Raw genomic sequence first — 23,845 nt, forward strand, 5'->3', positions numbered from 1 at the left:
CATGAGCCCTACCCTGGATCTGTTCGGCGACGACGACACCGCGCAATCGGGCCGTGAAATGCTGGGCGAGCAATCGGTGGTGCTGCGCGGCTACGCGCTGCCCGATGCGGCGGCGCTGCTGGCCGGCGTGGATGCCGTGACGGCCCAGGCGCCGTTTCGCAACATGGTCACGCCGGGCGGCTACACCATGTCGGTGGCGCTGACCAACTGCGGCCGCTATGGCTGGACGACAGACGCGCATGGCTACCGCTACAGCCGCAACGACCCGTTGTCGGGCCAGCCCTGGCCTGACATGCCCGCCGCCTTCGACGACCTGGCGCGGCGCGCCGCTGACCAGGCGGGCTTTCCCGGCTTCGCGCCGGACGCCTGCCTGGTCAACCGCTACGAACCCGGTTCGCGCCTGTCGCTGCACCAGGACAAGGACGAGCGCGACTACGGCTCGCCGATCGTGTCGGTCTCGCTGGGCATGCCGGCGGTGTTCCTGTTCGGCGGCCACGACCGCGCGGACAAGGCCCGCCGCGTGCCGCTGTTCCATGGCGACGTGGTCGTCTGGGGTGGCGTGGACCGGCTGCGCTTTCATGGCGTGATGCCGTTGAAAGATCATCCGCATCCACTGCTGGGCAGCCGGCGGATCAACTTCACGATCCGCCGGGCCGGCTGAATTCAGGCCGCGCGCAGCGCCACCTTCGGAAAGTCCACCGGCACGTCGAACGCCACGTTGACGTAGTTGGTGAACAGGTTCAGCGCCACGTGCGCCAGCAGCTCGACGATCTGGCCGTCGTCAAAGCCGGCCTGGCGCAGCGCGGCGACGTCCGCATCGCGCAACTGGCCGCGATCGCGCACCAGCTTCAGCGCGAAGTCCAGCGCCGCCGCCGTCTGCGGGTCGTCGGCGCGGCCGGCTTGCGCGGCGGCCATCTGTTCGGCGCTGGCGCCGGCTTTCCGGCCCAGCGCCGTATGCGCGGCCAGGCAGTATTCGCAGCGGTTGCTGTCGGCCACGGCCACGGCAACCTTCTCGCCCAGTTGCGCGGGCAGCACGCCGCCGCCCAGGGCGCCGAACGCGGCCCACAGGCTTTGCAGGGCGGCGGGCGAGTTGGCCACCGCGCGAAACATGTTGGGCGTGGCGCCGAACGCGCCATGGATCTGGCGCAGGATGTCCCGGCTGGCAGCCGGGGCGGACGTGGCATCGACGAGAGGAATGCGGGACATGAGCGTTTCCTTTGAATGAAAGGGCCGGGCCGGAATGGCTGTGGGCTGGAACCCAGTATTCCGCTTTCCGCAGTAGCATTGGATACCTTGCGTCCACAAAACATATCCATTCGTCCATGTCCGAGCCATCAGCCCCGGTCGACCGCCTGTCCGCCCTGCTGGAGCAGTTCCGCGCCCGCGCCCGGCTGTTCCACAGCGGCGCGATGTGCGGGCTGACCCGCTTTGCACCCGAAACCGGCCGCGGTTTCCTGCACGTGCTGCGGCGCGGCCAGATGGAAGTGCGGCACCCGGTGGGCGCGGGCCTGCCGCGGCGGCTGGCCCTGACCGAACCGACGCTGCTGTTCTACCCGCGGCCGGTGCGGCACGATTTCCACAACCCGCCGCAGGATGGATCCGACTTCACCTGCGCCACGCTGGATTTCGACGGTGGCGCGCGCAACCCGCTGGTGCGCGCGCTGCCTGCCCTGATCGCGCTGCCGCTGGCCCGCGTGCAGGGGCTGGAGCAGGCGCTGGCGCTGCTGTTCGCCGAAACCGAATCCGTGCGCTGCGGCCAGCGCCTGCTGGCCGACAGGCTGTTCGAAGTGGTGCTGATCCAGCTGCTGCGCTGGCTGATCGACCACCCCAGCGAAGCCGGCATCCAGGCCGGGTTGATGACAGGCCTGGCCGACCCCCGGCTGGCCCGCGCCCTGGTGGCCATGCACCAGGCACCTGGCGCGCCCTGGACCCTGGCCGACCTGGCCGGCCAGGCGGGCATGTCGCGCAGCGCCTTTGCTGCGGCGTTCAAGGCGGCGGTCGGCCAGCCGCCGGCCGACTACCTGGCCGACTGGCGTCTGGCGCTGACCCAGGCTCGGCTGCGCGACGGCCGCCCGGTCAAGGCGATTGCCGCGGAACTGGGCTACGCCAATGCCTCGGCCCTGTCGCGGGCCTTCAGCCGCAAGCTGGGCGTGTCGCCGCGTGAATGGCTGGAAACCCCGGCGGCGGCGCCTGCTCAGTAGTTCCCGAGTGAGGGTTCCCCAGGGCTGGCGGCGCCGATGCCGCGGGCCTACTATCTGCCCTTTCCTTCCTTGCGGCCCGTCATGCGCCTTCCCATCGCCCTGGCATTGCTCTGTACGCTGGCCGCCGTGCCGGCCTGGTCCGCCGAACCTCCTGCCCTGGTCGAAAACTCGCTGGGCATGACCTTCGTGCATGTGCCTGCCGGCACCTTCCAGATGGGCAGCGACGAAACCGCCGATGCCCTGGCGCGCGACTTTCCCCACTACCCGAAAGAGCGCTTCACGCAGTTGTTCGACGAAGCCCCGGTGCACACGGTTCGCATCACCCGGCCGTTCTATCTTGAACGCACCGAGGTCACGGTGGGCCAGTTCCGCCGCTTCATCGAGGCGTCCGGCTACGTGCCCGAATCCGAGGCCGACGGCACCGGCGGCTACGGCTACAACGCCGCCTACGATCCCGACAAGACCGAACGCGGTGACGCCTTCGAAGGCCGCGATACCCGCTATTCGTGGCGCCACCCCGGCTTTGCCCAGACGGATGAGCACCCCGTGGTCAACGTCAGCTGGAACGATGCCACCGCCCTGGCACGCTGGCTCAGCCAGCAGGAAGGCCGCGTCTACCGCCTGCCCACCGAAGCCGAATGGGAATACGCGGCCCGGGCCGGCGGCCGCGCCCGCTATCAACACGGCGACGACCCGGCGGGCCTGCCGGACGTGGCCAATACGTTCGATGCTGACGCGGCGCCGTTGTGGCCCAGGTGGCAGGCCTTTGCGGCCCCGCGCAGCGACGGCCACACCTTCACGGCGCCGGTCGCCCGCTACGCCCCCAATGCCTTCGGGCTGTACGACATGCATGGCAATGCCTGGGAATGGGTGGCCGACTGGTACGGCGAAGACTATTACGCGCAATCGCCCCAGGACGACCCGCAGGGCCCGGCCAGCGGCAATGTGCGCGTGCGCCGCGGCGGCTCGTGGCACACCTGGGCGTTGTACGTGCGGTCGGCCTACCGCAACTGGAATACCCCCGAAACACGCTATCCGCTGGTCGGTTTCCGGCTGCTGCGCGAGGCCGACTGAGGCCTGCCCGGCGATCGCACCGCGGACGGTGACAACAGCCCCCGGCGTATAGCGGTTAGCATAGCCGCACATACCACTACAAAGAGAGTCCTGACATGCATTCGCTGGGCCGTCTCGTCCTGCTCGTCAACGATTACGACACCGCCATTTCTTTCTACCAGGACAAGCTGGGCATGGAGGTGTTCGTCGACATGGCCGTGGGCCAGCAACGCTTCGTGCACCTGCGCCTGCCCGAACAGCCATCGGTGGGCGTGTGGCTGTTGCAGGCCCAGACCCAGGCGCAACGCGACCGCGTCGGCGACCAGACCGGCGGCCAGCCGGTGGGCGTGTTCTACACCGACGACGTCGTGCGCGACCACGCCCGCTTCGTCGCCCGGGGCGTGCGCTTCACGCGTGAACCGGTGCACGACAATTTCGCCGTCTACGCACACTTCATCGACCTGTACGGCAACGAGTTCGTGCTGGTGCAATTGAAGAAGTAGGCAGGTGCAGGCCGCCGGCAGCAACCGGCCGGCCTGGCGCGCGTCACGCGGTGTCGCGTTCGATGGGGCCCTTTTCGCTTTCGATGACGCGCCTGGCGCCCCGGTCGGCGATGCGGGCTTCGACCCGCCGCAACACCGCCAATACGAACAGCGCCATCAGCGTACTGGCCACGGCGGTGGCCTCGCGGCCCATGCCCGCGGCCACGCCGATGGCGGCCGTCATCCAGATGCTGGCCGACGTGGTCAGGCCACGGATCTCGCGTTCATTGCTGAGCTTGATGATGGCGCCTGCGCCCAGAAAGCCGATGCCGGCGATGACGCCCTGCAGCACCCGGCTCAGGTCGCCCACCTGCATGCCGTTCTGCAGCGGCACCAGCACGAAGATCGCGGCGCCCAGGGCCACCAGCATATGGGTCCGCAGGCCGGCCGCCTTGCCGCTGCGTTCACGCTCGTAGCCCAGCAGGCCGCCCAGGATGACCGCCATGCCCAGGCGCAGCACGATGCGCGTGGCTTCGCCGACGTCCGGAATGTCGGCAAATTCGCTGCGCAGGGTGCTCCAGACTTCCAACCAGATTTCCGACATCGCCGTCTCCGGGCAAGGGGTGAACGCTGAATGACGCGGCGCCGGGCATCGCCGCGCCGGCCAGAACCAGCATAGCAGCGACAAGGACGTGGCCCTATAGGGGCGCCACCCAGGCCGCGTCTGTCCGCAACTGGTCCCAATGCAGCCCATGCTTGCCCAGGTACTTGCGCAGGCGGTCCGCATCATTGACCACGCTGCGTTCGGCGCGGGACGCCTGGAACAACTTGCGGCCGGCGTCCGACAGGCTGCGGGCCTGGGCGCAGACCTGCAGCACCGCTTGCAGTTGCAGCTGGTCGAACAGATCCATGGCGTCGACGCGCGCGTCGCCCAGCAACGCCCGCAGGTCCGGCGCAGCCGGCGTGGCCGCCGCGTCCTGCCCGTCGCGTTGCCACAGCCAGCGCAGCCGGGAAATCTCGGCCTCTACCAGTTCCAGGCTGATGCGCCCGCCTTCGGCCAATGTGGCCAACCGCGCGATGCTGGACGACAGGTCGCGAAAGTTGCCGCGCCACGGGGCCTCGGCACTCTGCGCGAAGGCCAGGTAGGCCTGGCGGGCTTCGACATTGAAGCGCGCGGCCCGATGGTGCTCGGTGGCGTAGGCCGCCAGCAGGTGGTCGATGTTGGGCTCGATGTCTTCGGCTCGCGCGGCCAGGCCGGGCAGGTCGTAGGTCCACATATTGATGCGGGCGTACAGGTCTTCGCGAAAGCGCCCCGCCGCGACCTCGCGCCGCAGGTCGCGGTTGGTGCCGGCGATCAGCTGGAAATCACTGTCGACCTCGCGGTCGGCGCCCACGGGATAGAAGCGCCGCTCTTCGATGGCCTTGAGCAGCATGGCCTGTTCGTCCACGCCCAGTTCGCCGATCTCGTCCAGGAACAGCACGCCTTCGTGCGCGGTGCGCAGCAAGCCGGCGCGGTCGGCCGCCGCGCCGGTGTAGGCGCCCTTTTTGTGGCCGAACAAGGCCGCCGCGGCCGTGTCGCCGCGCAGCGTGGCGCAGTTGACCTCGACGAACGGCCCCGCGATATGGTGCCGCGCCTTTTTCAATTCGAACATGCGCCGCGCCAGGAACGACTTGCCGGCGCCGGTGGGCCCGGCCAGCAGGATGGGCGCGCGGGACCGCAGGGCCACCCGCTCGATCTCGGTGATGAGCGCGTTGAACCTGGCGTTGCGGGTGGCGATGCCGCGCTTGAGGAAGTCGACCGCATCGCGCTGCTCGTCGGCAAAGCGCTGGGCAATCACGTCATAGCGCGACAGGTCCAGGTCGATCAGCGCCAGGTCGCCCGGCTGGCCCGGGCGCTGCCGCCGCGGCGGCGCCGTCTGCACCAGCACGCCGGGCAACACGCGCGATTCCACCAGCAGGAACTGGCAGATCTGCACCACGTGCGTACCGGTGGTGATGTGAGCCCAGTATTCTTCGCGCTCGACATCGAAGGGATAGGCGCGCGCCCATTGGTACAGGCAGTGGTAGACCTCGCCAAAGTCCCAGGGGTCGGCCAGGTCGACTTCGACCAGGTTGACGACGGTTTCCGGGGACACGGCCGCGATGTCGGCCTGGATCAGGTCGGCCAGCCGTCGGTGGCGGGCGGTGTACAGCAATTCCATGCGGGTGATGACACGGTCTTCGTGCTGCGTCAGCGCCACGGTGGGGCGCCACTTTTCCCAACGGGCCGGCCCCGTGCCGGCATCGAGCTGGGTGCCGATGAACCCCACGACCACGATCGGTTTCATTTTCTATATTTCTAGCTATATTTATAAGTTATCAGGATTCTAGAGGCAGCCCCTGCGACTGGCAACCCTGGCGCAATGGCCACCATTTCCTTTCACATCAAAGGCTTGCAAGATTCATGCAGGCTATTTTCAAAAGCTGGCACGGCGATTGCATAGAGAGAAGCAGGCGGCGCGCAAGGCCCGCCGCCCCTCACCATGCAATGGAGAAGAACATGACGTACAAGCTGCACCAAGTCGCCCAGGGCGTTCCCGTGAAGATGTGGACCGAAGGCGTGCCGGTCGAGGGCGAAGCCCTCCAGCAACTGGAAAACGCCGCCCGCCTGCCCATCATCTACAAGCACATCGCGGCCATGCCCGACGTGCACTACGGCATCGGCGCGACGGTGGGTTCGGTGATTCCGACCATCAAGGCCGTGATTCCGGCCGCCGTCGGCGTGGATATCGGCTGCGGCATGATGGCGTGCAAGACCACGCTGCACGCCAACGACCTGCCGGACAACCTGGGCCCGCTGCGCACGGCCATCGAGAAAGCCGTGCCGCACGGCATCTCGCCGCGCCGCAGCGGCCGCGACCAGGGGTCGTGGGAAACGCCGCCCGATGAAGCCGATATCGCCTGGCGCACCCTGTCGCCGGAATTCGAAGCGCTGTGCCAGGACTACCCGCGCCTGCGCAACACCAACAACTACAAGCACCTGGGCACGCTGGGTACGGGCAACCACTTCATCGAAGTGTGCCTGGATGAAGCGGGGTCGGTGTGGTTCATGCTGCACTCGGGGTCGCGCGGTGTCGGCAACGCCATCGGCACGATGTTCATCGAGCTGGCCAAGAAAGATGCCGAGCAGCACCAGCGCAACCTGCCCGACCAGGACCTGGCCTACTTCGAGGAAGGCTCGAAGTACTTCGGCGACTATGTCCGCGCGGTGGGCTGGGCGCAGAAGTTCGCGCGCGCCAACCGTGAAGTGATGATGCATCGCGTGGTGGGCGCCGCGCGCTCGGTGATCGGCAAGCCGTTCGAGGCGCACATGGAAGCGGTGAACTGCCACCACAACTATGTCAGCCGCGAAACCCACTTCGGCGAAGAGGTGCTGCTGACCCGCAAGGGCGCGGTAAGCGCCAAGGCCGGCGAACTGGGCATCATTCCGGGCAGCATGGGCGCCAAGAGCTACATCGTGCGCGGCAAGGGCAACCCGGAAAGCTTCATGAGCTGCAGCCACGGCGCCGGCCGCAAGATGAGCCGCACCAAGGCCAAGAAGCTGTACACGGTGGCCGACCAGGTGGCCGCGACCGAGGGCGTGGAATGCCGCAAGGACGCCAACGTGATCGACGAGATCCCGATGGCGTACAAGGACATCGACGCCGTGATGCAGGCGCAGCAGGACCTGGTGGAAGTGGTCTACACCCTCAAGCAGATCGTGTGCGTGAAGGGTTGAAAAAACCGGGCTGAACCAGCCCGGTTGAACAAGACGTTGAACAAGAAGAATGGCAATGATTGAACTGGATGGTTCCGAAGGAGAAGGCGGCGGGCAGGTGCTGCGCACCGCGCTCGCGCTTTCCATGATTACCGGCGTGCCGCTGCGCATCGAGCGCATCCGCGCCAGGCGTTCCAAGCCCGGCCTGATGCGCCAGCATCTGGCCTGCGTGCAGGCGGCGATGCAGATCAGCGGCGCCGAGTGCGAAGGCGCCGAACTCGGCTCGCAGCAGTTGCGCTTCACGCCGGGCCCGATACGCGCGGGCGATTACCGCTACGCGATCGCCAGCGCCGGCAGCTGCATGCTGGTCTTGCAGACCGTGCTGCCGGCGCTGCTGCGGGCCGACGGTCCCAGCCGCCTGGAATTGCAGGGCGGCACGCATAACCCGCTGGCGCCGTCGTTCGATTTCCTGGCGCGCGCCTATGCGCCGCTGGCGCGCCGGCTGGGCGCGGGGTTGACGCTGGACCTGCGCCGCCGCGGCTTCTATCCGGCGGGCGGCGGTGCGGTGACGGCCGAGATTACGCCCCCGGTGAAGGGCTTGGTCCCCGTGGATATCGCGCAGCGCGGCGCGGTGCAAAACCTGTCCGCGGAATGCATCGTGGCCGGCCTGCCGCGCGCCATCGCGCGGCGCGAACTGGACGTACTGGCCGAGCAACTGGGCTGGACGCAGGACCAGTTGCTTGTCGCCGCCTCGCACCAGAACGAAGGCCCGGGCAATGCCCTGACCGCCACGCTGGCGCATGCCGAGGTCACCGAGGTTTTCACGGCATACGGCGCCAAGGGCGTCCATGCGGAAACGGTGGCCGGCACGCTGGCGCGCGAGGTCGGCGCGTATCTTGCCAGCGACGCGGCACTGGGGCCGCACCTGGCCGACCAATGGCTGTTGCTGCTGGCGCTGGCGGTGCACGACAGCGGCACGCCGGCGTATTTCACCTGTTCCGAGATCACGGGGCACACCAGCACGAATGCGTCGGTGATCGAACGCTTCCTGCCCGTGGTCATTCGCCATGCCGCGCAGGCGGGCGGGCATCGCGTCGATATCTCGCCGGCTTGAATGCCGGCGCTCACGTCGTTCGGAATGCAGGCGGGCCGTTGCCTGATATCGGCCACGGCTGTTCGGCCGCAGGCATCTGGTTTACAACTGCGCTGTACGACACCGGGTTGCCCGGGTCGATTTCCCACAGCGCCCCGGCATGTCGTCGGCGGGCGCGACCGCGAGGAGCTTCGGATGGATTTGCAGCTGCAAGGCAAGCGCGTGCTGGTGACAGGCGCGTCCAAGGGCATCGGCCTGGCGTGCGCCATGGCGTTCGCGCGGGAAGGCGCCGAGCCGATATTGGTCGCGCGCGACGGTGCGGCGCTGCAGGCCGCGGCCCAGGCGATCCAGGCGCAGACGGGCACGTCCGCGCGCACGCTGGCGCTGGACCTGGCGCAAGCAGGCGCGGCGGCGCGCGTGCTCGATGAAGCGGGAGCGGTCGACATTCTGGTCAACAATGCCGGCGCGGTACCCGGCGGCGCGCTGGACCAGGTGGAGGATGCTCGCTGGCGCGCAGGGTGGGAACTGAAGGTGCACGGCTACATCGACCTGGCCCGCCACTACTACCCGCTGATGCGGCAGGCCGGCACGGGCGTCATCGCCAATGTCATCGGCATGGCCGGATCGGCCCCGCGCGCCGACTACATCTGTGGCGCAGCCGCCAACGCCTCGTTGATTGCCTTCACCCGCGCCCTGGGTGGCGATGCGCCGCGCCACGGCGTACGCGTCTTCGGCGTGAATCCGTCGCGCACGCGCACCGACCGCGTGCTGACGCTGGCCAGGCAACGTGCACAGGCGCGCTGGGGCGACGAATCGCGTTGGGAAGAAACCCTGTCCGACCTGCCCTTCGGCCGCCTGATGGAAGCCGAGGAAGTGGCGGACATGGTGGTGTTTGGCGCCTCGCCCCGGGCGGGCTACCTGAGCGGCACGGTCATCGACCTGGACGGCGGCGAGCAGTACGCCCGTTGAGCCTGACGGGCAGATCGGTCCCGACATGGCGGTCCCGCCCTGACCGGACGGGCCGCCACGTTTTCAGCCGGCGTTTCAGCGCGCCGCGGCCCAGCCGGCCAAGAGGGCCGGCAATTGCTTCATGTCGGTGAACACGTGCGCCACGCCCACGCCCCGCAGGGCCTCGGCGCTGCTGTGGCCGTTGCCGTCGGGGCTATAGCCGAACACCGTGGCGCCTGCGGCAACGCCGGCCGTGGCGCCGGTGATGGTGTCTTCGACCACCGCGCAACGCGTCGGGTCCACGCCCAGCGCGCTGGCAGCCGCCAGGTAGACGTCGGGAAAGGGCTTGCTGCGCGGCATTTCGTGGCCGCTGAAGACCCGCTCGCCAAAGCAGTCGGCGATGCCGACCTTGGCCAGCTGCAATTCAACCTTGCGACGGTCGGCACCCGACGCCACGGCGATACGGCCGTCCAGCGTCTGGTGCAGGGCCCGCACCGCATCCGGCGCGCCGGGAATTTCAAGCAGTTCGCGGTCCAGGGCGCCATTGCGGCGCTCGCGGAACTGCGCGAACCAGTCGGGCGACAGCGCCACGCCGGTCTTCGATTGAATCAGGGGCAGCTCGTCGCGCACGGCCTTGCCGGTGAAGATGCGGGTGGCCTCTTCGAACGTGATCGCCCAGCCCAGCTCGTTGAGCATTTCGGTCAGGACGCGGGCGGTGATGGGTTCGGAATCGACCAGCACGCCGTCGCAGTCGAACAGCACGGCGTCAAAGGGAAAATCAGTCATTGCGGGCAGCAGGGGAAGAGTCCGGGAAGCCCTAGAGCATACTGCACCGCAGCAGCGGGTCGCGACCGCAAGCACCGGAGTGCCAATTCCCGCATGGGCCGCTATGCTGTCCTTCCCCCTGCCACGCCCCGTCGTCCATGACGCCACCGAAATCCGATCCCACCGCCCCCGCGGCCTCGCCGCGCAAGCCTGCCCGCCACTCCGCCCGCGAGGCTCCCCCGGCCGTTGCCGCCGCAGCGCCCCCGATTCCGCCGCCGCCCACCGCCCTGTACAGACGCGCCGCCAAACACCTGGCCTCTTTGGACGACGACTGGGCCCGCCACGTCGCCGCCATCGGCCCGTGCCGCCACGAGTCGCGGCCGGCGCGCGACCCTTACCAGGCGCTGGTGCGCGCCATCGCCTACCAGCAACTGCATGCGCGCGCCGGCGACGCGATCCTGGGGCGATTCCTGGCGCTGTACCCTGGCCAGACGTTTCCGCCGCCCGCCACACTGCTGGGCACCGACCCGCAGGCGCAGCGCGACTGCGGCTTTTCGGCCTCGAAGCTGGCCACCATCCGCGGCATCGCCCAGGCGGCGCTGGACGGCGTCATTCCCGGCCGCGACGAAGCGCTGGCGATGACGGACGATGCGCTGGTCGAACGCCTGGTGGCGCTGCGCGGCGTGGGCCGCTGGACGGTGGAAATGCTGCTGATCTACACGCTGGAACGCATGGACATCCTGCCGGTCGACGACTACGGCGTGCGCGAGGGCTACCGCCGCCTGAAGCGGCTGGACAAGGCGCCCTCGCCCGCCCGGATGCGCACGATCGGCGAGGCCTTCAGCCCCTATCGCACCATCGCGGCGTGGTATCTGTGGCGCATGCCGGCAACGCCGACGCCGCAGGCCCCATGAGCGCGATGGCTCAGGGCCTGGACCGCTACGACTGGGCACGCATCGAACAGGCGCTGGATGCCGAAGGCTGGGCACGCTTGCCCGCGCTGTTTACGCCAGCCCAGGCGCGGGAATTAGCGCAGCGGCTCGACGACCCAAAGGGCAACGACAAGGCCGGCGGCATCCACCGCTTGCCCACCCTCGCCGGGCAAGGCGAACGCGCCTCGCTCGGCGCACCCTTGCCCATGGCGCTGGCAGGATTGCAGGCGGCGCTGCATGCGCGGCTTGAATCACTGGCGCGGACCTGGGCGCAGCGGCTGGGGCTCGACACGCACAGCCTGCCGCTGGCACTGCCGAACGCCGCCGTGATCCACCGCCTGCGCGAAGGCGATTCCCATCCCTTGGAATACGACGCCGATGAATCGGCCTTTCCGCTGCGGCTGGTCGCCCTGCTGACTGCCCCGGGCCACGACTTCACGGGCGGCGAATTCGTCATGACCGAGCAACGCCCCCGCCAGCAATCGCGCCCCCTGGTGCTGCCGCTGGCCCTGGGCGATGCCGCCCTGATCGCCGCCGCGCACCGCCCCATTCGCGGCGCGCAGGGCGACTACCGCGCGACCTTGCGCCACGCCATCAGCCGCGTGCGCAGCGGGGTGCGGGTGGGGCTGGAACTGCCGTTGGGGCCGCTGTGACACGCGCCACCTGGCAGGGCGGCCACACCGTCTTTGACCCTTATAACGTCAATATTTAAACTTTTTTATGTCTTTAACATCAAAATATTGATGTTTTTTCGGAAAATTGGGCCTAAGCCGGAATTGATGCGGATTCAGTCCTATAAATGGCAATATTCTGGTGTTTTCACGTGAATAGCGTAAAAATACTGTTTATATGGCTCAACGCACTGCCCCTCTTCTTCCCGCAACCAACCAATTGCTCCGCGAATTCGGCGAGCGGCTCAAGCTTGCGCGCTTGCGGCGCAAATTGACTGCCAAGCAGGTGGCGGAACGCGCCGGCATGTCGCCGACCACCCTGCGGTCGCTCGAAGCCGGCGGCCCGGGCGCCACCATTGGCGCCTACCTTGCCGTGATGCAGGTGCTGGGCCTTGAGCAAGACCTGCAACACATGGCCGCCCGCGACGCGCTGGGCCGTCAGCTTCAGGATGCCCGTCTGATCAGGCAAGGCAGCACACCACCCGATATACAGCCCGCCCATCCCGCGGACCACACCGCGTCGACACTGGCCGAACCGACGACGCGCATCGCCGCCTATTCGCAACGGCAACCCGACGCCACGCCGGGCGTCACGGCGCAAGACTTGGCGGCGCTGCTGCAGCCCCCACCCACCCGCCCTCGAGGCCGCAAGTCATGACGACGATCGGGGTGTACGGCGATTGGGACGGCTTACCCCAGCCCACGCGGCTCGGCTGGCTGCACTCCCGCAAGACACGTGCGCACGAGACTTTCGAATTCCGCTACGACCCCGCCGCCCTGTCTGATTCCCGGCTTGCAAGCCTGACACTCGATCCGCGGATCTATCCGTTCGAAGGCCCCCAATACCCTGCCCCGCCTCAAGACCGGTTTGGCGTCTTCGCCGACTCCAGTCCCGATCGCTGGGGCCGGCTGCTGATGGACCGCCGCCTGGAACGCGACATCCGCGCCGGCCTGCAACCCGGCGGCCTTCGTCTGCACGAGTCCGACTACCTGCTGGGCGTCCACGATCTTTATCGCGTCGGCGCCTTGCGCTACAAGCGGGAAGACGAAGGAGACTTCCTCGACAATCGGCACACCGTCGCCGCGCCCCCCTTCACCGAAATTCACGCACTGGAAAGGGCAAGCCGAGCCCTCGAAGAAGATCCTGACAATCGCGCGCCGCAAGGCCAGGAATGGCTGCGGATGCTCATGGCCCCAGGCGGCTCGCTCGGTGGCGCCAGGCCCAAGGCCACGGTGCGCGACAACACGGGCCACCTTTGCATCGCAAAATTCCCCAGCACCCGCGACGAAGTCGATGTCGGCGGCTGGGAGATGCTGGTCAACGCCCTGGCGGTCGGCTGCGGGCTAAGGGTCGCGGATGCGCAAGCCCGCAAATTTTCCAGCCATCACCACTGCTTTATCGTCCGCCGGTTTGACCGCACGGAAAGCGGGCGACGCATCCACTTTGCATCGGCCATGACCATGACCGGCCGCACGGACGGCGATGACGCATCCACCGGCGCCAGCTATCTGGAACTTGCCGAAGTCCTGATCCGGCACGGATCGCAAACCCGAACCGACCTGAAAGAGCTCTGGTCACGAATCGTCTTCAACCTGCTCGTTTCGAACACCGACGATCACCTGCGCAATCACGGTTTTCTCTGGGTGCCCGGCGCGGGATGGAGGCTGTCTGCCGCCTACGACATGAACCCGGTGGCCATGGCCGACGGCCTGAAGCTCAATATCACCCCGTCGGACAACGCACTGAATCTGACGCTTGCGCGCGAGGTCGCCGAATACTTCAGGCTCGATCTGCACGAGGCGGACGACATCATCGAAACGTTCCGCGGCATCGTCCGTCAATGGCGAACCCTGGCTCAACGCCTGGGCCTTTCCGCCCGCGAACAAGACCGAATGGCTGACGCCTTCCGACTAGCCGCCGGCTGAACGCTGCTGACGGCCCCTATCAATTCTCCGCCGTGATATGCCCGTCCGCCACGACCTTGGCGAACACGGCGGTCTGGGCCTGGATGAAATCGCGGAACGCGTCCGGCGACATCGGCTGCACCTCGCCGCCCAGTTCGCGCAGGCTGGCCACCAGTTTTTCATCGCGCAGGCAGCGGTCGATGGCGGCGGCGAGTTGCTGGCGGACCGCGACGGGCGTGGCGGCCGGCACGAAAATGCCGAACCAGTTTTCCAGCGCGTAATCCTTGAGCGGTGCGTATTCGGCCACGGCAGGAATGTCGGGCGCAAACGAGGCCCGCTTGGCCGACGTGACGGCCAGCGGCTTGACCTTGCCGCTCTTGATGAACGGCAGCGCGCCCGCCAGGCTCACGAAGGTCAGGTCGACACTGCCCGCGGCCACGTCCACCAGTTGCGCCGACGCGCCCTTGTACGGCACGTGGACCATCTTGATGCCGGCCAGCGATTGCAGCAGTTCGCCGTTCAGGTGCTGAGGGTTGCCGACGCCGCTGGTGGCGTAGGTCAGGCGATCGGGGTTGGCGCGGCCATAGGCCACCAGTTCCTGCACCGTGGCCACCGGCAGCTTGGGGCTGGCCACCAGCACGTTGGGCACGCGCGCCACCAGCGCGATCGGCGCCAGGTCGCGTTCGGGCTGGTACTGCATCTTGCCCTTGAACACCAACGGATTGATGGCGGTTTCGCCGGCCGAGCCCAGCAGCAAGGTCGTGCCGTCGGGCACTGAGCGCACCACCGTCTGCGCGCCCAGCATGCCGCTTGCGCCCGGCTTGTTTTCCACCACCACGCCCTGCGGCAGTTCGGCGCGCAGGCGTTCGGCCAGCAGACGGCCCATGCCATCGACGCCGCCGCCCGCGGCGAACGGCACGATCAGCGTGATGGGCCGGCCGCTGCCGACGCCGGGCGGGGGGGCATCTGCGGCATGCAGCGGCGTGGCGGCTGCCAAGGTCAGGGCCGCGCTGGCGGCAAGCGTACGGATGAGGGTCATGGTCAGTCTCCTGGGTGGCCTGCGTCGTGGCGGCCGGGTTTTTCCTTAATTGCATTTTATGCATTCAATATGCAAAACTGGCAGCTATGGAAAACACCAATGCCTCGCCGCGCCGCACCGGCTTCACGCTGGATGGCGTGGCCTACACCCATATCGACCTGGCCGCGACGGTCGGCCCCGACTACCACCGCCTGCCGGTGGTGCTGCGCCTGCTGCTGGAAAACGCGCTGCGCAACATGCAGGGCATTGAGCGCGACGAGGCCGTGGCCGCGCTGATGGCCTGGCTGGCGCACGGCACCAGCGAAGCCGAGATCGCGTTCCAGCCCGGCCGCGTGCTGATGCACGACACCACCAGCACGCCCGCCCTGGTCGACATCGCCGCCATGCGCGATGCGCTGGACGAGGCCGGGGTAGACCCGCGTGTGCTCAACCCGGTGCTGCCGGTAGACGTGTCGGTGGATCATTCCCTGGCCGTGCAGGCCTATGCGCAGCCCGATGCCGCCACGCAGAACCTGGCGCTGGAACTGCGCCGCAATGCCGAGCGCTACCGCTTCCTGCGCTGGGCCTCGAAGGCTTTGTCGAACGTGCGCATCCATCCGCCCGGCACCGGCATCATGCACACCATCAACCTGGAGCAACTGGCCACCGTCGTATGCCATGACGCGGGCGCGCTGCACCCGGACATGATGATCGGCACCGACAGCCACACGCCGATGATCAACGGCATCGGCGTGCTGGGCTGGGGCGTGGGCGGCCTGGAGGCGCAGACGGTGATGTTCGGCATGCCGACCCTGCTGCGCATTCCCGACGTGATCGGCGTGCGCCTGACCGGGAAGCTGGGCCCCGGCGTCACCGCCACCGACCTGGCGCTGACGGTGACGCAGCGCCTGCGCGCCATCCAGGTGTCGGGCGAATTCGTCGAATTCTTCGGCCCCGGCGTTGCGACGCTGTCGGCGGGCAGCCGCTGCGTGGTCGCCAACATGGCGCCCGAGTACGGTGCCACCACCGGCTATTTCCCTATCGACGACGCCACGCTGGATTACCTGCGCCAGACCGGCCGCGACGCGGCCCACATCGCGCGGGTGGGCGCCTATGCCGCCAGCGCGGGCATCGGGCTGGACCCGGCGGCCCACCCTCGCTACACCCGCGAGATCGAAATCGCGCTGGACCAGGTGCAGATGCACGTGGCCGGCCCCAAGCGGCCGCAGGACCTGCACCCGTACCGCCAGACGCGCGAGATCCTGGCCGCGTTGAACTTCCAGGCGCAAAGCGCGCCGCAATCCGTGTCGCCGGCCGATCGCGCACCCACGCCACCCGCCGATCCCGCATCCGCCCCAGCTCCCGCGCTGCCGCGCCACGCCATCGCCATCGCCGCCATCACCAGCTGCACCAACACGTCGGATCCGCGCCTGTTGATCGCCGCCGGCCTGCTGGCGCGCAAGGCCCGCCGCGCCGGGCTGACGGTGCCGGCCTGGGTCAAGACTTCGTTGGGCCCCGGCTCGCCCGCGGCCGCCGACTACCTGGCGCGGGCCGGCCTGCTGAACGACCTGGCCGCCGTGGGTTTTGACATCGTCGGCTACGGCTGCACCACCTGTATCGGCAACTCGGGCCCGCTGCCCCAGGCCGTGCAGGACGCCATGGCTGCCGGCGCCATTCACCCGGTGGCCGTGCTGTCCGGCAACCGCAATTTCACCGGCCGCATCCATCCCGACCTGGACCTGGGCTTTCTGATGTCGCCGCCGCTGGTCATCGCCTTTGCGCTGGCCGGCGATGCCGAACGCGATCTGTCGCGCGAACCGGTGCAGGTCGCGCCCGACGGCCGCGCCGTGTACTTGCGCGACCTGTGGCCCGACGACGCCGAGATCGACGCCGCGCTGACGCAGGGCCTGCGCGCCGACGACTTTGCCCGAGCCTTCCGGATAGCCAGCGCCAATCCGCAATGGCAGGCGCTGCAATCACCCGACACGCCGCGCTTTCCATGGGACCCGGCATCGACCGCACTGCGGCGCCCGCCCTTTGCCGCCGCCGGCCCCGCCAGCCAGCTGGGCCGCTACGCTGCCTGGCCGCTGCTGGTGCTGGGCGACGACGTCACCACCGACCACCTGTCGCCCGCCAGCGCGATTCCGCCAGGCAGCCTGATCGCCGACTTCCTGGTCGCGCAAGGCGACGACCGCGACGACCTGAACGTGTTCGCCTCGCGCCGCGGCAACTGGGAAGTGATGATGCGCGCCGCCTTCTACAGCAAGAGCATGGTCAACCTGCTGTGCCCTGGCGCCCCGGTGGGCCATACGCGGCACGCCCCCAGCGGCCGCCTCGAACCCATCTGGGAAGCCGCCGACCGCTATCGGCGCGACGGCGACGCGGTGGTGCTGCTGGCCGGCGAGCGTTTCGGCACTGGCTCGTCGCGCGACTGGGCCGCCAAGGGCCAGCGGCTGCTGGGCATCCGCGCGGTGCTGGCGGTCAGCTTTGAACGCATCCACCGGTCGAACCTGATCGGCATGGGCATCCTGCCCCTGCGCCTGCCCGCGGGCGTCACGCCGCAGACCCTGGGGATCCAGCCCGGCGACCGCATCGACATCGACTGCCCCGCCGACGCCCTGGCGCCGCGCCAGGCCGTCGCGGTGCGCGTGCTGCGCGCCGATGGCCGCCAGGAACCGCTGACCGCCACGGCCGCCGTGGAAACCCAATTGGAACTGCGTCTGTTGCGGATGGGCGGGGTGATTCCCGCTATCCTAGCGGATACCCTCGGCGCCCATGGACAGGCGCCGGCCGAACCGGGCCCAGGCAGCTGAGGCCCCCGCAACCCGGGCCATCCCATGAGCGCGCAGACCAACACCGTAAGCAAGATCCTGGAGCTGATCCGGCAAGACCGCCTGCCCGGCGGCGCCCACCTCACGGCCCAGAAACTGGCGGATCGCCTGCGCCTGTCGCGCTCGCCGGTCAATGACGCGCTGGGCATCCTGGAGCAGCACGGCATCGTGGCGCGCAAGCCCAACCGCGGGTATTTCCTGCAGCATGCCTATGACGCCCTGGCGCAGGCGCCCATGGACCTGGCCCCGCCCGCCGCCGACGACATCGTCACGCAGCGCTATTTCCAGCTGGCCGACGAACTGCTGCGCGGCGAGCTGCCGATGCAGTGCAGCGAAGCGCTGCTGCGCAGCCGCTACGCGCTGACCCAGGCGCAGACCCAGGCCTTGCTGGCGCGCGTGGCGCAGGAAGGCTGGGCGCAGCGGCGCCCGGGCTACGGCTGGGAATTCTCGTCGATGATGACCACGCCCGATAGCCTGTTGCAGTCGTACCGGCTGCGCCTGGCGCTGGAGCCGGCCGCCTTGCTGGAACCCGGCTTTCGCATCGACAAGCCCGTGCTGGAACGCTGCCGCGCCGCCGAACGCCACCTGCTGGACGGCGGCATCGCCACCGACACGGCCGACCAGCTGCACGACCGCGGCGTGCGCTTTCATGAGTCGCTGGTCGAAGCCTCGGGCAATCCGTTCTTCATCGACACCATCAAGCGCGTCAACCGCGTGCGCCGGCTGCTGTCGTACCGCTCGATGCAGGACCGCAGCCGCTACAAGCAGCACTGCGACCAGCACCTGGAAATTCTCGACCTGCTCGAACGCGAGCGCAACGAAGAGGCCGCCCAGGCGCTGGCCGCCCACCTGCGCAGCACGCTCGACAACCTGACCCGCATCAGCGGCATCCTCGCTTCATAGGGCCTGCCTGGCATGGCCTTTTTCTTGTCTTACTGGAACAGGCCCTGGCCATGCACGTCTACATCGGTTCCCGCACCACCCGCGAACGCAACGCCCGCGGCGATGGCATCAGCGTCTTCGACTATGCGCCCGAGACCGGCGCGCTGACGCTCACGCAAGTCGTCGGCGATCTGGTCAACCCGTCATACCTGCTGCCGCACCCGTCGCTGCCCGTGCTGTATGCGGTGCATGGCGACCGCCGCGAAGTCAGCACGCTGCGACGCGATGCGCGCAGCGGCCGGCTGACGCTTTGGCGCAGCCAGTCGTGCGACGGCCTGAACCCCGTGCATCTGGCGCTGGCGCCGTCGGGCCGCTACCTGATGGTGTCCAACCACCTGAGCGGCACGCTGGCCGTGCTGCCCGTGGCCGCAGACGGCAGCCTGGAACCCGTGGCGCAGCAGATCGCCATGCCGGGCGAGCCGGGCCCGCACCGCAAGGAACAGCCCCACGCCAAGCCGCACTACAACCTGGTGGACCCGACCGGGCGCTACGTGATGGTGCCCGACAAGGGCCTGGACCGCGTGTTCCTGCATGCCTTGCACGACGACCGCGTGGGCGATCCGGCGGTTCATGTCGCCACTGCGCGCGAAGGCGCCGGCCCGCGGCACGCCGTGTTTCATCCCTCGGCGCCGTGGGCCTATGTCATCAACGAACTGGACAACACCGTGACGGCGTACGCGTTGGACGAACAAGCGCTGCGCCCCTTCCAGGTGCTGCCCTCGTTGCCCGATACGTACACCGGCAACAGCCGCGCCGCGGGCATCGCGATCGACGCGCGCGGCCGCCACCTGTATGTGTCGAACCGCGGCGACGACAGCATCGCGGTGTTCCGTGTGGAGGCGCAGACCGGGCGACTGGCCCCGGTGCAGCACGCCGCCACGCACGGCAGGACGCCAAGATTTTTCACGCTGGCGCCCGATGGCCGCTTTCTCTTCGCGCTGAACGAAGACAGCGACACGCTGGAACGCTTTCGCGTGCATCCCGACGACGGCACGCTGGCCCATGACGGCGGCACGCAGCGGATCGGCAGCCCGGTGTGCCTGGTGTTCGCGCCCAGGCTGGCGTAGTCATTCAAGGGCGGGGCACGAGGCCCGCCCTGTTCGCAGGCCCCGGACGCCCTTAGAAATCCATCGACGCCGACAGCATCAGCGTGCGCGGCACGCCTTGCGAGATCGTGCCGTACGATGCCACGCCCGACCAGTAGCCGCGGTTGAACACGTTGACGACGTTGGCACGCAGCGTCACGTCCTTGCCCTGGATCTTCGTCGCATAGCGCGCGCCCAGGTCGACAGTCGTCCACGACGGCACCGATTGCGTGTTGGCCTGGTTGACGTATTCCTTGCCGGTGTGAATCACGCCGCCCGTCACCGTCAGCCCCGCCACCCACGGCGTATCCCATTCGGCGCTCAGGTTCGCCATCACACGCGGCACGCCCACCGGCTGGTTGCCCAGCACGGCGCGATTGCTGGAGCGCGTCAATTCCGCGTCCAGCAGCGTCACGCCGCCCAACAGGCGCAGGCCGCGCAACGGCTCGCCCGACAGGTTCAGCTCCAGGCCGCGGTTGCGCTGCTCGCTGTCGGCGGCGTACACGTTGCCGGTCAACTGGCCGCTGGGTTTGGTGATCTCGAATGCGCTCAGGGTCAGCATCGCGCTGTCCAGGTCGACCTTGATGCCCACCTCTTTCTGCTTGGCCTTGTAGGGCTTGAACACCTGCCCCGCGTTGCTGGCGGTGGCCGGCGCCACGTCGCCCTTGCTCAGGCCTTCGATGTAGTTGGCATACAGCGACACATTGCTCCACGGCTTGACGACCAGGCCGGCCAGCGGCGTGGTGGCGCTTTCGTCATAGCTGAGGGTGCGCGCGCCCGTGGTGGCGTTGAAGTTGCGCGACTCGATGCGCTGCTGGCGCACGCCCAGCGTCAATTGCGCGCGGTCGTCCAGGATGCTCATGGTGTCGGCCAGCGCAAAGCCGGTCAGGTCCGACGACGACACCTTGGGCAGGTTGGCGGGCGCGGGAATGAACTGCTCGGGCCGCGTCACGGGATGGTAGATGTTGGACGACAGCGGCGTGCCCAGCACGCTGGCCTGCAGGTTGCGATCGCTGTACAGGCTGCCCATGAAACTGATGGCGTGGCGCACCGGCCCCGTATCCAGCTTGGCGCGCAGGCCTGCGTTGTAGGTGCTGCGGTCGATCTGGAACTTGGAGTTGTTCGGCGTCACCAGCGTGTCGCCGGCCGCGTTGACGATGGTGGGCGTCTGGTCGGACAGGCGCGTCACGTACGTGTCCGAGCCGCCCGCATCGGCGAACACCGTCAGGCGGTCGCTGATGTCGTATTCCACGCGCAAGAGCGCCGACTGCCCCTCGGACTTCCACCAGCCCCAGGGCTGGGTCGCATTGCGGCGGCCGTCCGGTGCGCCCGGCACCTGCAGGCCCGAGGCCACCAGGAAGGGCCGCGTCGGCGCGTCGACCTTTTCGTTCTGCATCAAGACGTCCAGCGTCGCCCGCAACCGCGTGCCCTGGTAGTCCAGCGACAGGGCGCCGATGTCGGTGCGCGAATGCAGATTGTCCAGCGGCGTATCGCCCTGGCGGTGCATGGCATTGACGCGCACCCCCCATTCGCCGTCGTTGCCGAAGCGCCGGCTCAGGTCCACCCGGCCGCCGAACTGGGACGAGCCCACGTAGTCGGCCGACAGGCGCGTCAGGTCCTCGGGCAAGGCGCGCTTGGGCACCATATTGATCACCCCGCCCACGCCGCTGTTGGGCGACATGCCGTACAACAGCGCCGCAGGGCCCTTCAGCACTTCGACGCGTTCGATGTAGTCGGTGAACACGTGGTAATTGGGCGCCACGCCATAGACGCCGTCGAAGGCGATCTCGCCCAGGTTGCCTTCGCCGATGGGAAAGCCGCGGATGTAGAACGAATCGGTCACGCCGCCGATCTGCCCGGTGAAGCGCACGGAGGAATCCACGTTCAGCGCATCGGCCAGGGTGACGGCCTGGCGGTTGGCCAGCAGGTCCGACGTGTAGTGGGTGACGCTGAAGGGCGTATCCATCACGTCCTGGTTGCCCAGCAGGCCCACGCGGCCGCCGCGGGCCACCTGGTTGCCGGTGTACTCGGCCGGCAACGCCGACGAGTTCACGCCCGCCGCGGCCACGGTCACCGCGGGCAAGGTCGTCACGCCGGCTTCCGGCGCCGGCAGCTTGCGCAGCGAATAGGCGCCGCCGCCTTGCTCGGCCAGCGCGTAGCCGGACCCGGCCAGCAGGTGCGCGAAGCCGTCGCGCACCGTGTAGACGCCATTCAAACCGCTGCTGCGCTGCCCTGCCAGCACGGCTGGGTCGAACGACAGCGGCACGCCCGCCGCCGCGGCAAATTGCGCCAGCACGTCGCCCAAGGGGCCGGCGCCAATGGCGTAGGCCTTGCCGGCCGGCGCACTGGCCGCCTCGGCCGCACGCACCGACGGCGCCGCGGTGGCCGCGAACAGCAGCGCCACCCCCAGGCTGACGGCCCGCACCGCGCTTACCGCGGGCGATGGCGCGGCCGGGGGACGGCAAACGGACTGGGGATGCGAGCTTCGGGAAACCATGTGACGATCCTTCGTTAGGGGCGGGGCGTCGCGGCCGGGCCGCGATCATTCACCCGGTACACCGGACGAAGGCGAAAAAAGTGTCAGGAAATCGGCGATCAATTTGTAACGGGCCGCCAGGGGTATCGGCCTGCTGCGCCGTCAGACAGCCTGTCCCCCGCGAGGTCTTGCAGCGCCCCCGCTTCAACGCGCCGTAACGCTGACCCAGTACGGCGTGACCCGGCTGATCCGCACCGGCAGCGTCTTTTCCAGCAGGCGCAGGCCGGCGTCGATGTCGTGCAGCGGAAAAGCGCCCGACACCCGCAGATCGGCCACGGCCGGATCACAGCGCAGAAAGCCGCGGCGATAGCGCGCCAGCTCGTCCACCAGATCGGCCAGGCGCCAGTTGGTCGCGGCCAGCATGCCGTGCTCCCACGAGGCCTGCGCGGCATCCGCGTCGGTGGCCGCGGCGACGTGCCCGGCATCGAACACCGTCTGCTGCATGGCCTGCAGCACGCGATGCGCGCCGCCGCCCGCCGGACCGATATCCACGGCACCTTCGAACACCGCGACGCGCACGCGGCGGCCTTCGTCGCGCACCAGGAAGCGCGTGCCCAGCGCCTGCACCGTGCCCTGCGCCGTGCGCACGATGAACGGCCGGAGCACCGGCGACGGGTCCTTGCCGGTGGTCAGCAGGATTTCACCGGCCCGCAGCCAGACGACGCGCTGATCCGCGGTGTACAGGATGTCCACGGCCGTGGCGGTGTTCAGGATCAGCTGCGTGCCGTCGGCCAGTTGCAGGCGGCGCTGCTCTCCGGCGGCCGTGCGCGCATCGGCCGCCCACTCGCGCCACGGCAGCTCGCGCCAGGCCAGCCACGCGGCCGGCCCCAGCGCCAGCAGGCCCGCCACGGTGCGCAGCACCTGGCGACGCCCCGGCCGGTCCAGCCCTCGCAAGGCCTGCGCCCCCAGGGCGGGCGGCACCTGCCCGAAACTGCGCAGCATGTCCTGGGCGCGGGCCCAGGCCGCGGCGTGCGCCGGGCTGCGGCCGCGCCAGCGTTCAAAGGCGGCATGGTCCGACGCCGACAGCGCTTCCGACTGGAACCGCACCAGCCAGCCGGCGGCCTCCTCCAGCAGTGCGCGGTCCGGCGCCGCCGTCATGCCGCGCTCGCGTGATAGGCCACCAGGCAGGCCGTCAGCGCCTTCTGCATGTGGCGCTTGACCGTGGCCAGCGACACGCGCTGCACCCGCGCGATGTCGGCATAGGCCATGCCGTCGAATTGCGAAGCCAGGAAGATCTCGCGCGTCTTGGCGGGCAAGGTGCGCAGGGTGGCGTCGATGGCGTAAAGGGTTTCGAGGATCAGCGCCCGCACTTCCGGCGACGGCGCCTCGCAAGGCGGCAACTGCGCGGCCGCCGCCTGGTAGGCGTCTTCCAGCGCGCGGCGGCGCCAGTGATCCACCACCAGGCCCTTGGCGATGTGCGTCAGCAGCGCACGCGGTTCGGCCCCGCCGCCCTCGCGCACGCGCGCCCCCATCAGGCGCACGAAGGTGTCATGCGCCAGGTCGGCGGCATCGAAGGAATTGCCAAGCTTCTTGCGCAGCCACCCGGACAGCCAGCCGTGGTGGTCGCGGTAGATCTGCGTGACAGCGTCGTTGGGCAGGGAGTCGGTCGAGGACACGGCGCGGCTCGCGATGGAATCTAAATGGGAA

General features: G+C 68.8%; 22 protein-coding genes. 14 read left to right on the top strand and 8 right to left on the bottom strand.

Annotated elements, in window-relative coordinates; genetic code table 11:
- Position 1: 1 nt before the first annotated feature.
- On the top strand, positions 2–661 hold the full coding sequence (gene alkB, locus ACUDP5_RS24055) for a DNA oxidative demethylase AlkB (RefSeq protein ID WP_263910140.1): 660 nt from the start codon (positions 2–4) through the stop codon (positions 659–661).
- A 2-nt stretch (positions 662–663) separates the two neighbouring features.
- Here alkB and ACUDP5_RS24060 read toward each other — a convergent pair whose 3' ends face one another.
- Positions 664–1,206, bottom strand: a complete 543-nt coding sequence (locus tag ACUDP5_RS24060; protein ID WP_445657373.1) for a carboxymuconolactone decarboxylase family protein — start codon at positions 1,204–1,206, stop codon at positions 664–666.
- Between the two features lie 116 nt (positions 1,207–1,322).
- On the opposite strand from ACUDP5_RS24060, the gene ACUDP5_RS24065 reads away from it, so the two are divergent.
- The 3 genes from ACUDP5_RS24065 (at position 1,323) to ACUDP5_RS24075 (ending at position 3,757) form a co-directional block, all read left to right on the top strand.
- Positions 1,323–2,201, top strand: coding sequence for an AraC family transcriptional regulator (locus tag ACUDP5_RS24065; protein ID WP_263910136.1), 879 nt, complete (start codon positions 1,323–1,325; stop codon positions 2,199–2,201).
- Positions 2,202–2,282: 81 nt separating this feature from the next.
- Positions 2,283–3,275, top strand: a complete 993-nt coding sequence (locus ACUDP5_RS24070) for a formylglycine-generating enzyme family protein (protein WP_445657374.1) — start codon at positions 2,283–2,285, stop codon at positions 3,273–3,275.
- A 95-nt stretch (positions 3,276–3,370) separates the two neighbouring features.
- On the top strand, positions 3,371–3,757 hold the full coding sequence (locus tag ACUDP5_RS24075; RefSeq protein ID WP_263910133.1) for a VOC family protein: 387 nt from the start codon (positions 3,371–3,373) through the stop codon (positions 3,755–3,757).
- 43 nt (positions 3,758–3,800) lie between these two features.
- Here the strand turns inward: ACUDP5_RS24075 and ACUDP5_RS24080 are convergent, their stop codons facing one another.
- The gene (locus ACUDP5_RS24080; protein WP_263910132.1) at positions 3,801–4,340 is read right to left on the bottom strand and encodes an MgtC/SapB family protein; all 540 of its coding nucleotides are present in this window, start codon (positions 4,338–4,340) and stop codon (positions 3,801–3,803) included.
- Between the two features lie 94 nt (positions 4,341–4,434).
- The gene (gene rtcR, locus ACUDP5_RS24085; RefSeq protein ID WP_263910131.1) at positions 4,435–6,063 is read right to left on the bottom strand and encodes an RNA repair transcriptional activator RtcR; all 1,629 of its coding nucleotides are present in this window, start codon (positions 6,061–6,063) and stop codon (positions 4,435–4,437) included.
- 200 nt (positions 6,064–6,263) lie between these two features.
- On the opposite strand from rtcR, the gene ACUDP5_RS24090 reads away from it, so the two are divergent.
- From ACUDP5_RS24090 to ACUDP5_RS24100, 3 genes are all read left to right on the top strand, one after another.
- Complete coding sequence (locus tag ACUDP5_RS24090) at positions 6,264–7,493, top strand: RtcB family protein (protein WP_263910130.1); 1,230 nt, start codon at positions 6,264–6,266, stop codon at positions 7,491–7,493.
- 55 nt (positions 7,494–7,548) lie between these two features.
- Positions 7,549–8,586 carry an RNA 3'-terminal phosphate cyclase gene (rtcA, locus tag ACUDP5_RS24095; RefSeq protein WP_263910129.1) on the top strand — a complete coding sequence of 346 codons (1,038 nt, stop codon included), beginning with the start codon at positions 7,549–7,551 and terminating at the stop codon, positions 8,584–8,586.
- Positions 8,587–8,760: 174 nt separating this feature from the next.
- Positions 8,761–9,534: an SDR family oxidoreductase gene (locus ACUDP5_RS24100; protein WP_445657375.1), complete on the top strand. Its 774-nt coding sequence runs from the start codon at positions 8,761–8,763 to the stop codon at positions 9,532–9,534.
- A gap of 75 nt (positions 9,535–9,609) precedes the next feature.
- Here ACUDP5_RS24100 and ACUDP5_RS24105 read toward each other — a convergent pair whose 3' ends face one another.
- Positions 9,610–10,299, bottom strand: a complete 690-nt coding sequence (locus ACUDP5_RS24105) for an HAD family hydrolase (RefSeq protein WP_263910127.1) — start codon at positions 10,297–10,299, stop codon at positions 9,610–9,612.
- Positions 10,300–10,436: 137 nt separating this feature from the next.
- Between ACUDP5_RS24105 and ACUDP5_RS24110 the strand changes: the two genes are divergently transcribed.
- From ACUDP5_RS24110 to ACUDP5_RS24125, 4 genes are all read left to right on the top strand, one after another.
- Positions 10,437–11,192, top strand: coding sequence for a DNA-3-methyladenine glycosylase family protein (locus tag ACUDP5_RS24110; RefSeq protein ID WP_445657376.1), 756 nt, complete (start codon positions 10,437–10,439; stop codon positions 11,190–11,192).
- The gene (locus tag ACUDP5_RS24115) at positions 11,189–11,863 is read left to right on the top strand and encodes a 2OG-Fe(II) oxygenase (protein ID WP_445657377.1); all 675 of its coding nucleotides are present in this window, start codon (positions 11,189–11,191) and stop codon (positions 11,861–11,863) included. The genes ACUDP5_RS24110 and ACUDP5_RS24115 overlap by 4 nt, the downstream gene beginning before the upstream one ends.
- 238 nt (positions 11,864–12,101) lie before the next feature.
- On the top strand, positions 12,102–12,539 hold the full coding sequence (locus tag ACUDP5_RS24120; RefSeq protein WP_445657378.1) for a helix-turn-helix transcriptional regulator: 438 nt from the start codon (positions 12,102–12,104) through the stop codon (positions 12,537–12,539).
- Positions 12,536–13,807, top strand: a complete 1,272-nt coding sequence (locus ACUDP5_RS24125; RefSeq protein ID WP_445657379.1) for a type II toxin-antitoxin system HipA family toxin — start codon at positions 12,536–12,538, stop codon at positions 13,805–13,807. Before ACUDP5_RS24120 ends, ACUDP5_RS24125 begins: the two co-directional genes overlap by 4 nt.
- Before the next feature lie 19 nt (positions 13,808–13,826).
- Here the strand turns inward: ACUDP5_RS24125 and ACUDP5_RS24130 are convergent, their stop codons facing one another.
- Positions 13,827–14,825: a Bug family tripartite tricarboxylate transporter substrate binding protein gene (locus ACUDP5_RS24130; protein WP_445657380.1), complete on the bottom strand. Its 999-nt coding sequence runs from the start codon at positions 14,823–14,825 to the stop codon at positions 13,827–13,829.
- An 86-nt stretch (positions 14,826–14,911) separates the two neighbouring features.
- On the opposite strand from ACUDP5_RS24130, the gene acnA reads away from it, so the two are divergent.
- The 3 genes from acnA to ACUDP5_RS24145 are packed head-to-tail and all read left to right on the top strand — an operon-like array spanning position 14,912 to position 19,644.
- Positions 14,912–17,617, top strand: a complete 2,706-nt coding sequence (acnA, locus tag ACUDP5_RS24135) for an aconitate hydratase AcnA (protein ID WP_445657381.1) — start codon at positions 14,912–14,914, stop codon at positions 17,615–17,617.
- A 24-nt stretch (positions 17,618–17,641) separates the two neighbouring features.
- The gene (locus ACUDP5_RS24140) at positions 17,642–18,538 is read left to right on the top strand and encodes a GntR family transcriptional regulator (protein WP_025139248.1); all 897 of its coding nucleotides are present in this window, start codon (positions 17,642–17,644) and stop codon (positions 18,536–18,538) included.
- A gap of 50 nt (positions 18,539–18,588) precedes the next feature.
- Entirely contained in the window at positions 18,589–19,644 is a 1,056-nt protein-coding gene (locus ACUDP5_RS24145; RefSeq protein WP_445657382.1) for a lactonase family protein, read from the top strand.
- A gap of 52 nt (positions 19,645–19,696) precedes the next feature.
- Here ACUDP5_RS24145 and ACUDP5_RS24150 read toward each other — a convergent pair whose 3' ends face one another.
- The 3 genes from ACUDP5_RS24150 to ACUDP5_RS24160 all read right to left on the bottom strand — a co-directional run bounded on the left by ACUDP5_RS24150 (position 19,697) and on the right by ACUDP5_RS24160 (position 23,814).
- Positions 19,697–22,159, bottom strand: a complete 2,463-nt coding sequence (locus ACUDP5_RS24150) for a TonB-dependent siderophore receptor (RefSeq protein ID WP_445657383.1) — start codon at positions 22,157–22,159, stop codon at positions 19,697–19,699.
- Positions 22,160–22,342: 183 nt separating this feature from the next.
- Positions 22,343–23,296 (bottom strand): FecR domain-containing protein, encoded by a 954-nt coding sequence (locus tag ACUDP5_RS24155; protein ID WP_445657384.1) that lies wholly within the window; start codon positions 23,294–23,296, stop codon positions 22,343–22,345.
- Positions 23,293–23,814 (bottom strand): sigma-70 family RNA polymerase sigma factor, encoded by a 522-nt coding sequence (locus ACUDP5_RS24160; protein WP_175217833.1) that lies wholly within the window; start codon positions 23,812–23,814, stop codon positions 23,293–23,295. The genes ACUDP5_RS24155 and ACUDP5_RS24160 overlap by 4 nt, the downstream gene beginning before the upstream one ends.
- Between the last annotated feature and the right edge of the window lie 31 nt (positions 23,815–23,845).

It is taken from the genome of Achromobacter sp. NCFB-sbj8-Ac1-l (assembly GCF_052695805.1).

What these genes read in the sequence shown, in the direction of transcription:
- acnA (WP_445657381.1), top strand. Translation starts at nt 14,912, where the DNA reads ATGGAAAACACCAATGCCTCGCCGCGCCGCACCGGCTTCACGCTGGAT.
- rtcA (WP_263910129.1), top strand. Translation starts at nt 7,549, where the DNA reads ATGATTGAACTGGATGGTTCCGAAGGAGAAGGCGGCGGGCAGGTGCTG.
- ACUDP5_RS24105 (WP_263910127.1), bottom strand. Translation starts at nt 10,299, where the DNA reads ATGACTGATTTTCCCTTTGACGCCGTGCTGTTCGACTGCGACGGCGTG.
- ACUDP5_RS24125 (WP_445657379.1), top strand. Translation starts at nt 12,536, where the DNA reads ATGACGACGATCGGGGTGTACGGCGATTGGGACGGCTTACCCCAGCCC.
- ACUDP5_RS24065 (WP_263910136.1), top strand. Translation starts at nt 1,323, where the DNA reads ATGTCCGAGCCATCAGCCCCGGTCGACCGCCTGTCCGCCCTGCTGGAG.
- ACUDP5_RS24080 (WP_263910132.1), bottom strand. Translation starts at nt 4,340, where the DNA reads ATGTCGGAAATCTGGTTGGAAGTCTGGAGCACCCTGCGCAGCGAATTT.
- ACUDP5_RS24130 (WP_445657380.1), bottom strand. Translation starts at nt 14,825, where the DNA reads ATGACCCTCATCCGTACGCTTGCCGCCAGCGCGGCCCTGACCTTGGCA.
- alkB (WP_263910140.1), top strand. Translation starts at nt 2, where the DNA reads ATGAGCCCTACCCTGGATCTGTTCGGCGACGACGACACCGCGCAATCG.
- ACUDP5_RS24075 (WP_263910133.1), top strand. Translation starts at nt 3,371, where the DNA reads ATGCATTCGCTGGGCCGTCTCGTCCTGCTCGTCAACGATTACGACACC.
- ACUDP5_RS24145 (WP_445657382.1), top strand. Translation starts at nt 18,589, where the DNA reads ATGCACGTCTACATCGGTTCCCGCACCACCCGCGAACGCAACGCCCGC.
- ACUDP5_RS24140 (WP_025139248.1), top strand. Translation starts at nt 17,642, where the DNA reads ATGAGCGCGCAGACCAACACCGTAAGCAAGATCCTGGAGCTGATCCGG.
- ACUDP5_RS24060 (WP_445657373.1), bottom strand. Translation starts at nt 1,206, where the DNA reads ATGTCCCGCATTCCTCTCGTCGATGCCACGTCCGCCCCGGCTGCCAGC.
- rtcR (WP_263910131.1), bottom strand. Translation starts at nt 6,063, where the DNA reads ATGAAACCGATCGTGGTCGTGGGGTTCATCGGCACCCAGCTCGATGCC.
- ACUDP5_RS24110 (WP_445657376.1), top strand. Translation starts at nt 10,437, where the DNA reads ATGACGCCACCGAAATCCGATCCCACCGCCCCCGCGGCCTCGCCGCGC.
- ACUDP5_RS24090 (WP_263910130.1), top strand. Translation starts at nt 6,264, where the DNA reads ATGGAGAAGAACATGACGTACAAGCTGCACCAAGTCGCCCAGGGCGTT.
- ACUDP5_RS24155 (WP_445657384.1), bottom strand. Translation starts at nt 23,296, where the DNA reads ATGACGGCGGCGCCGGACCGCGCACTGCTGGAGGAGGCCGCCGGCTGG.
- ACUDP5_RS24100 (WP_445657375.1), top strand. Translation starts at nt 8,761, where the DNA reads ATGGATTTGCAGCTGCAAGGCAAGCGCGTGCTGGTGACAGGCGCGTCC.
- ACUDP5_RS24115 (WP_445657377.1), top strand. Translation starts at nt 11,189, where the DNA reads ATGAGCGCGATGGCTCAGGGCCTGGACCGCTACGACTGGGCACGCATC.
- ACUDP5_RS24150 (WP_445657383.1), bottom strand. Translation starts at nt 22,159, where the DNA reads ATGGTTTCCCGAAGCTCGCATCCCCAGTCCGTTTGCCGTCCCCCGGCC.
- ACUDP5_RS24070 (WP_445657374.1), top strand. Translation starts at nt 2,283, where the DNA reads ATGCGCCTTCCCATCGCCCTGGCATTGCTCTGTACGCTGGCCGCCGTG.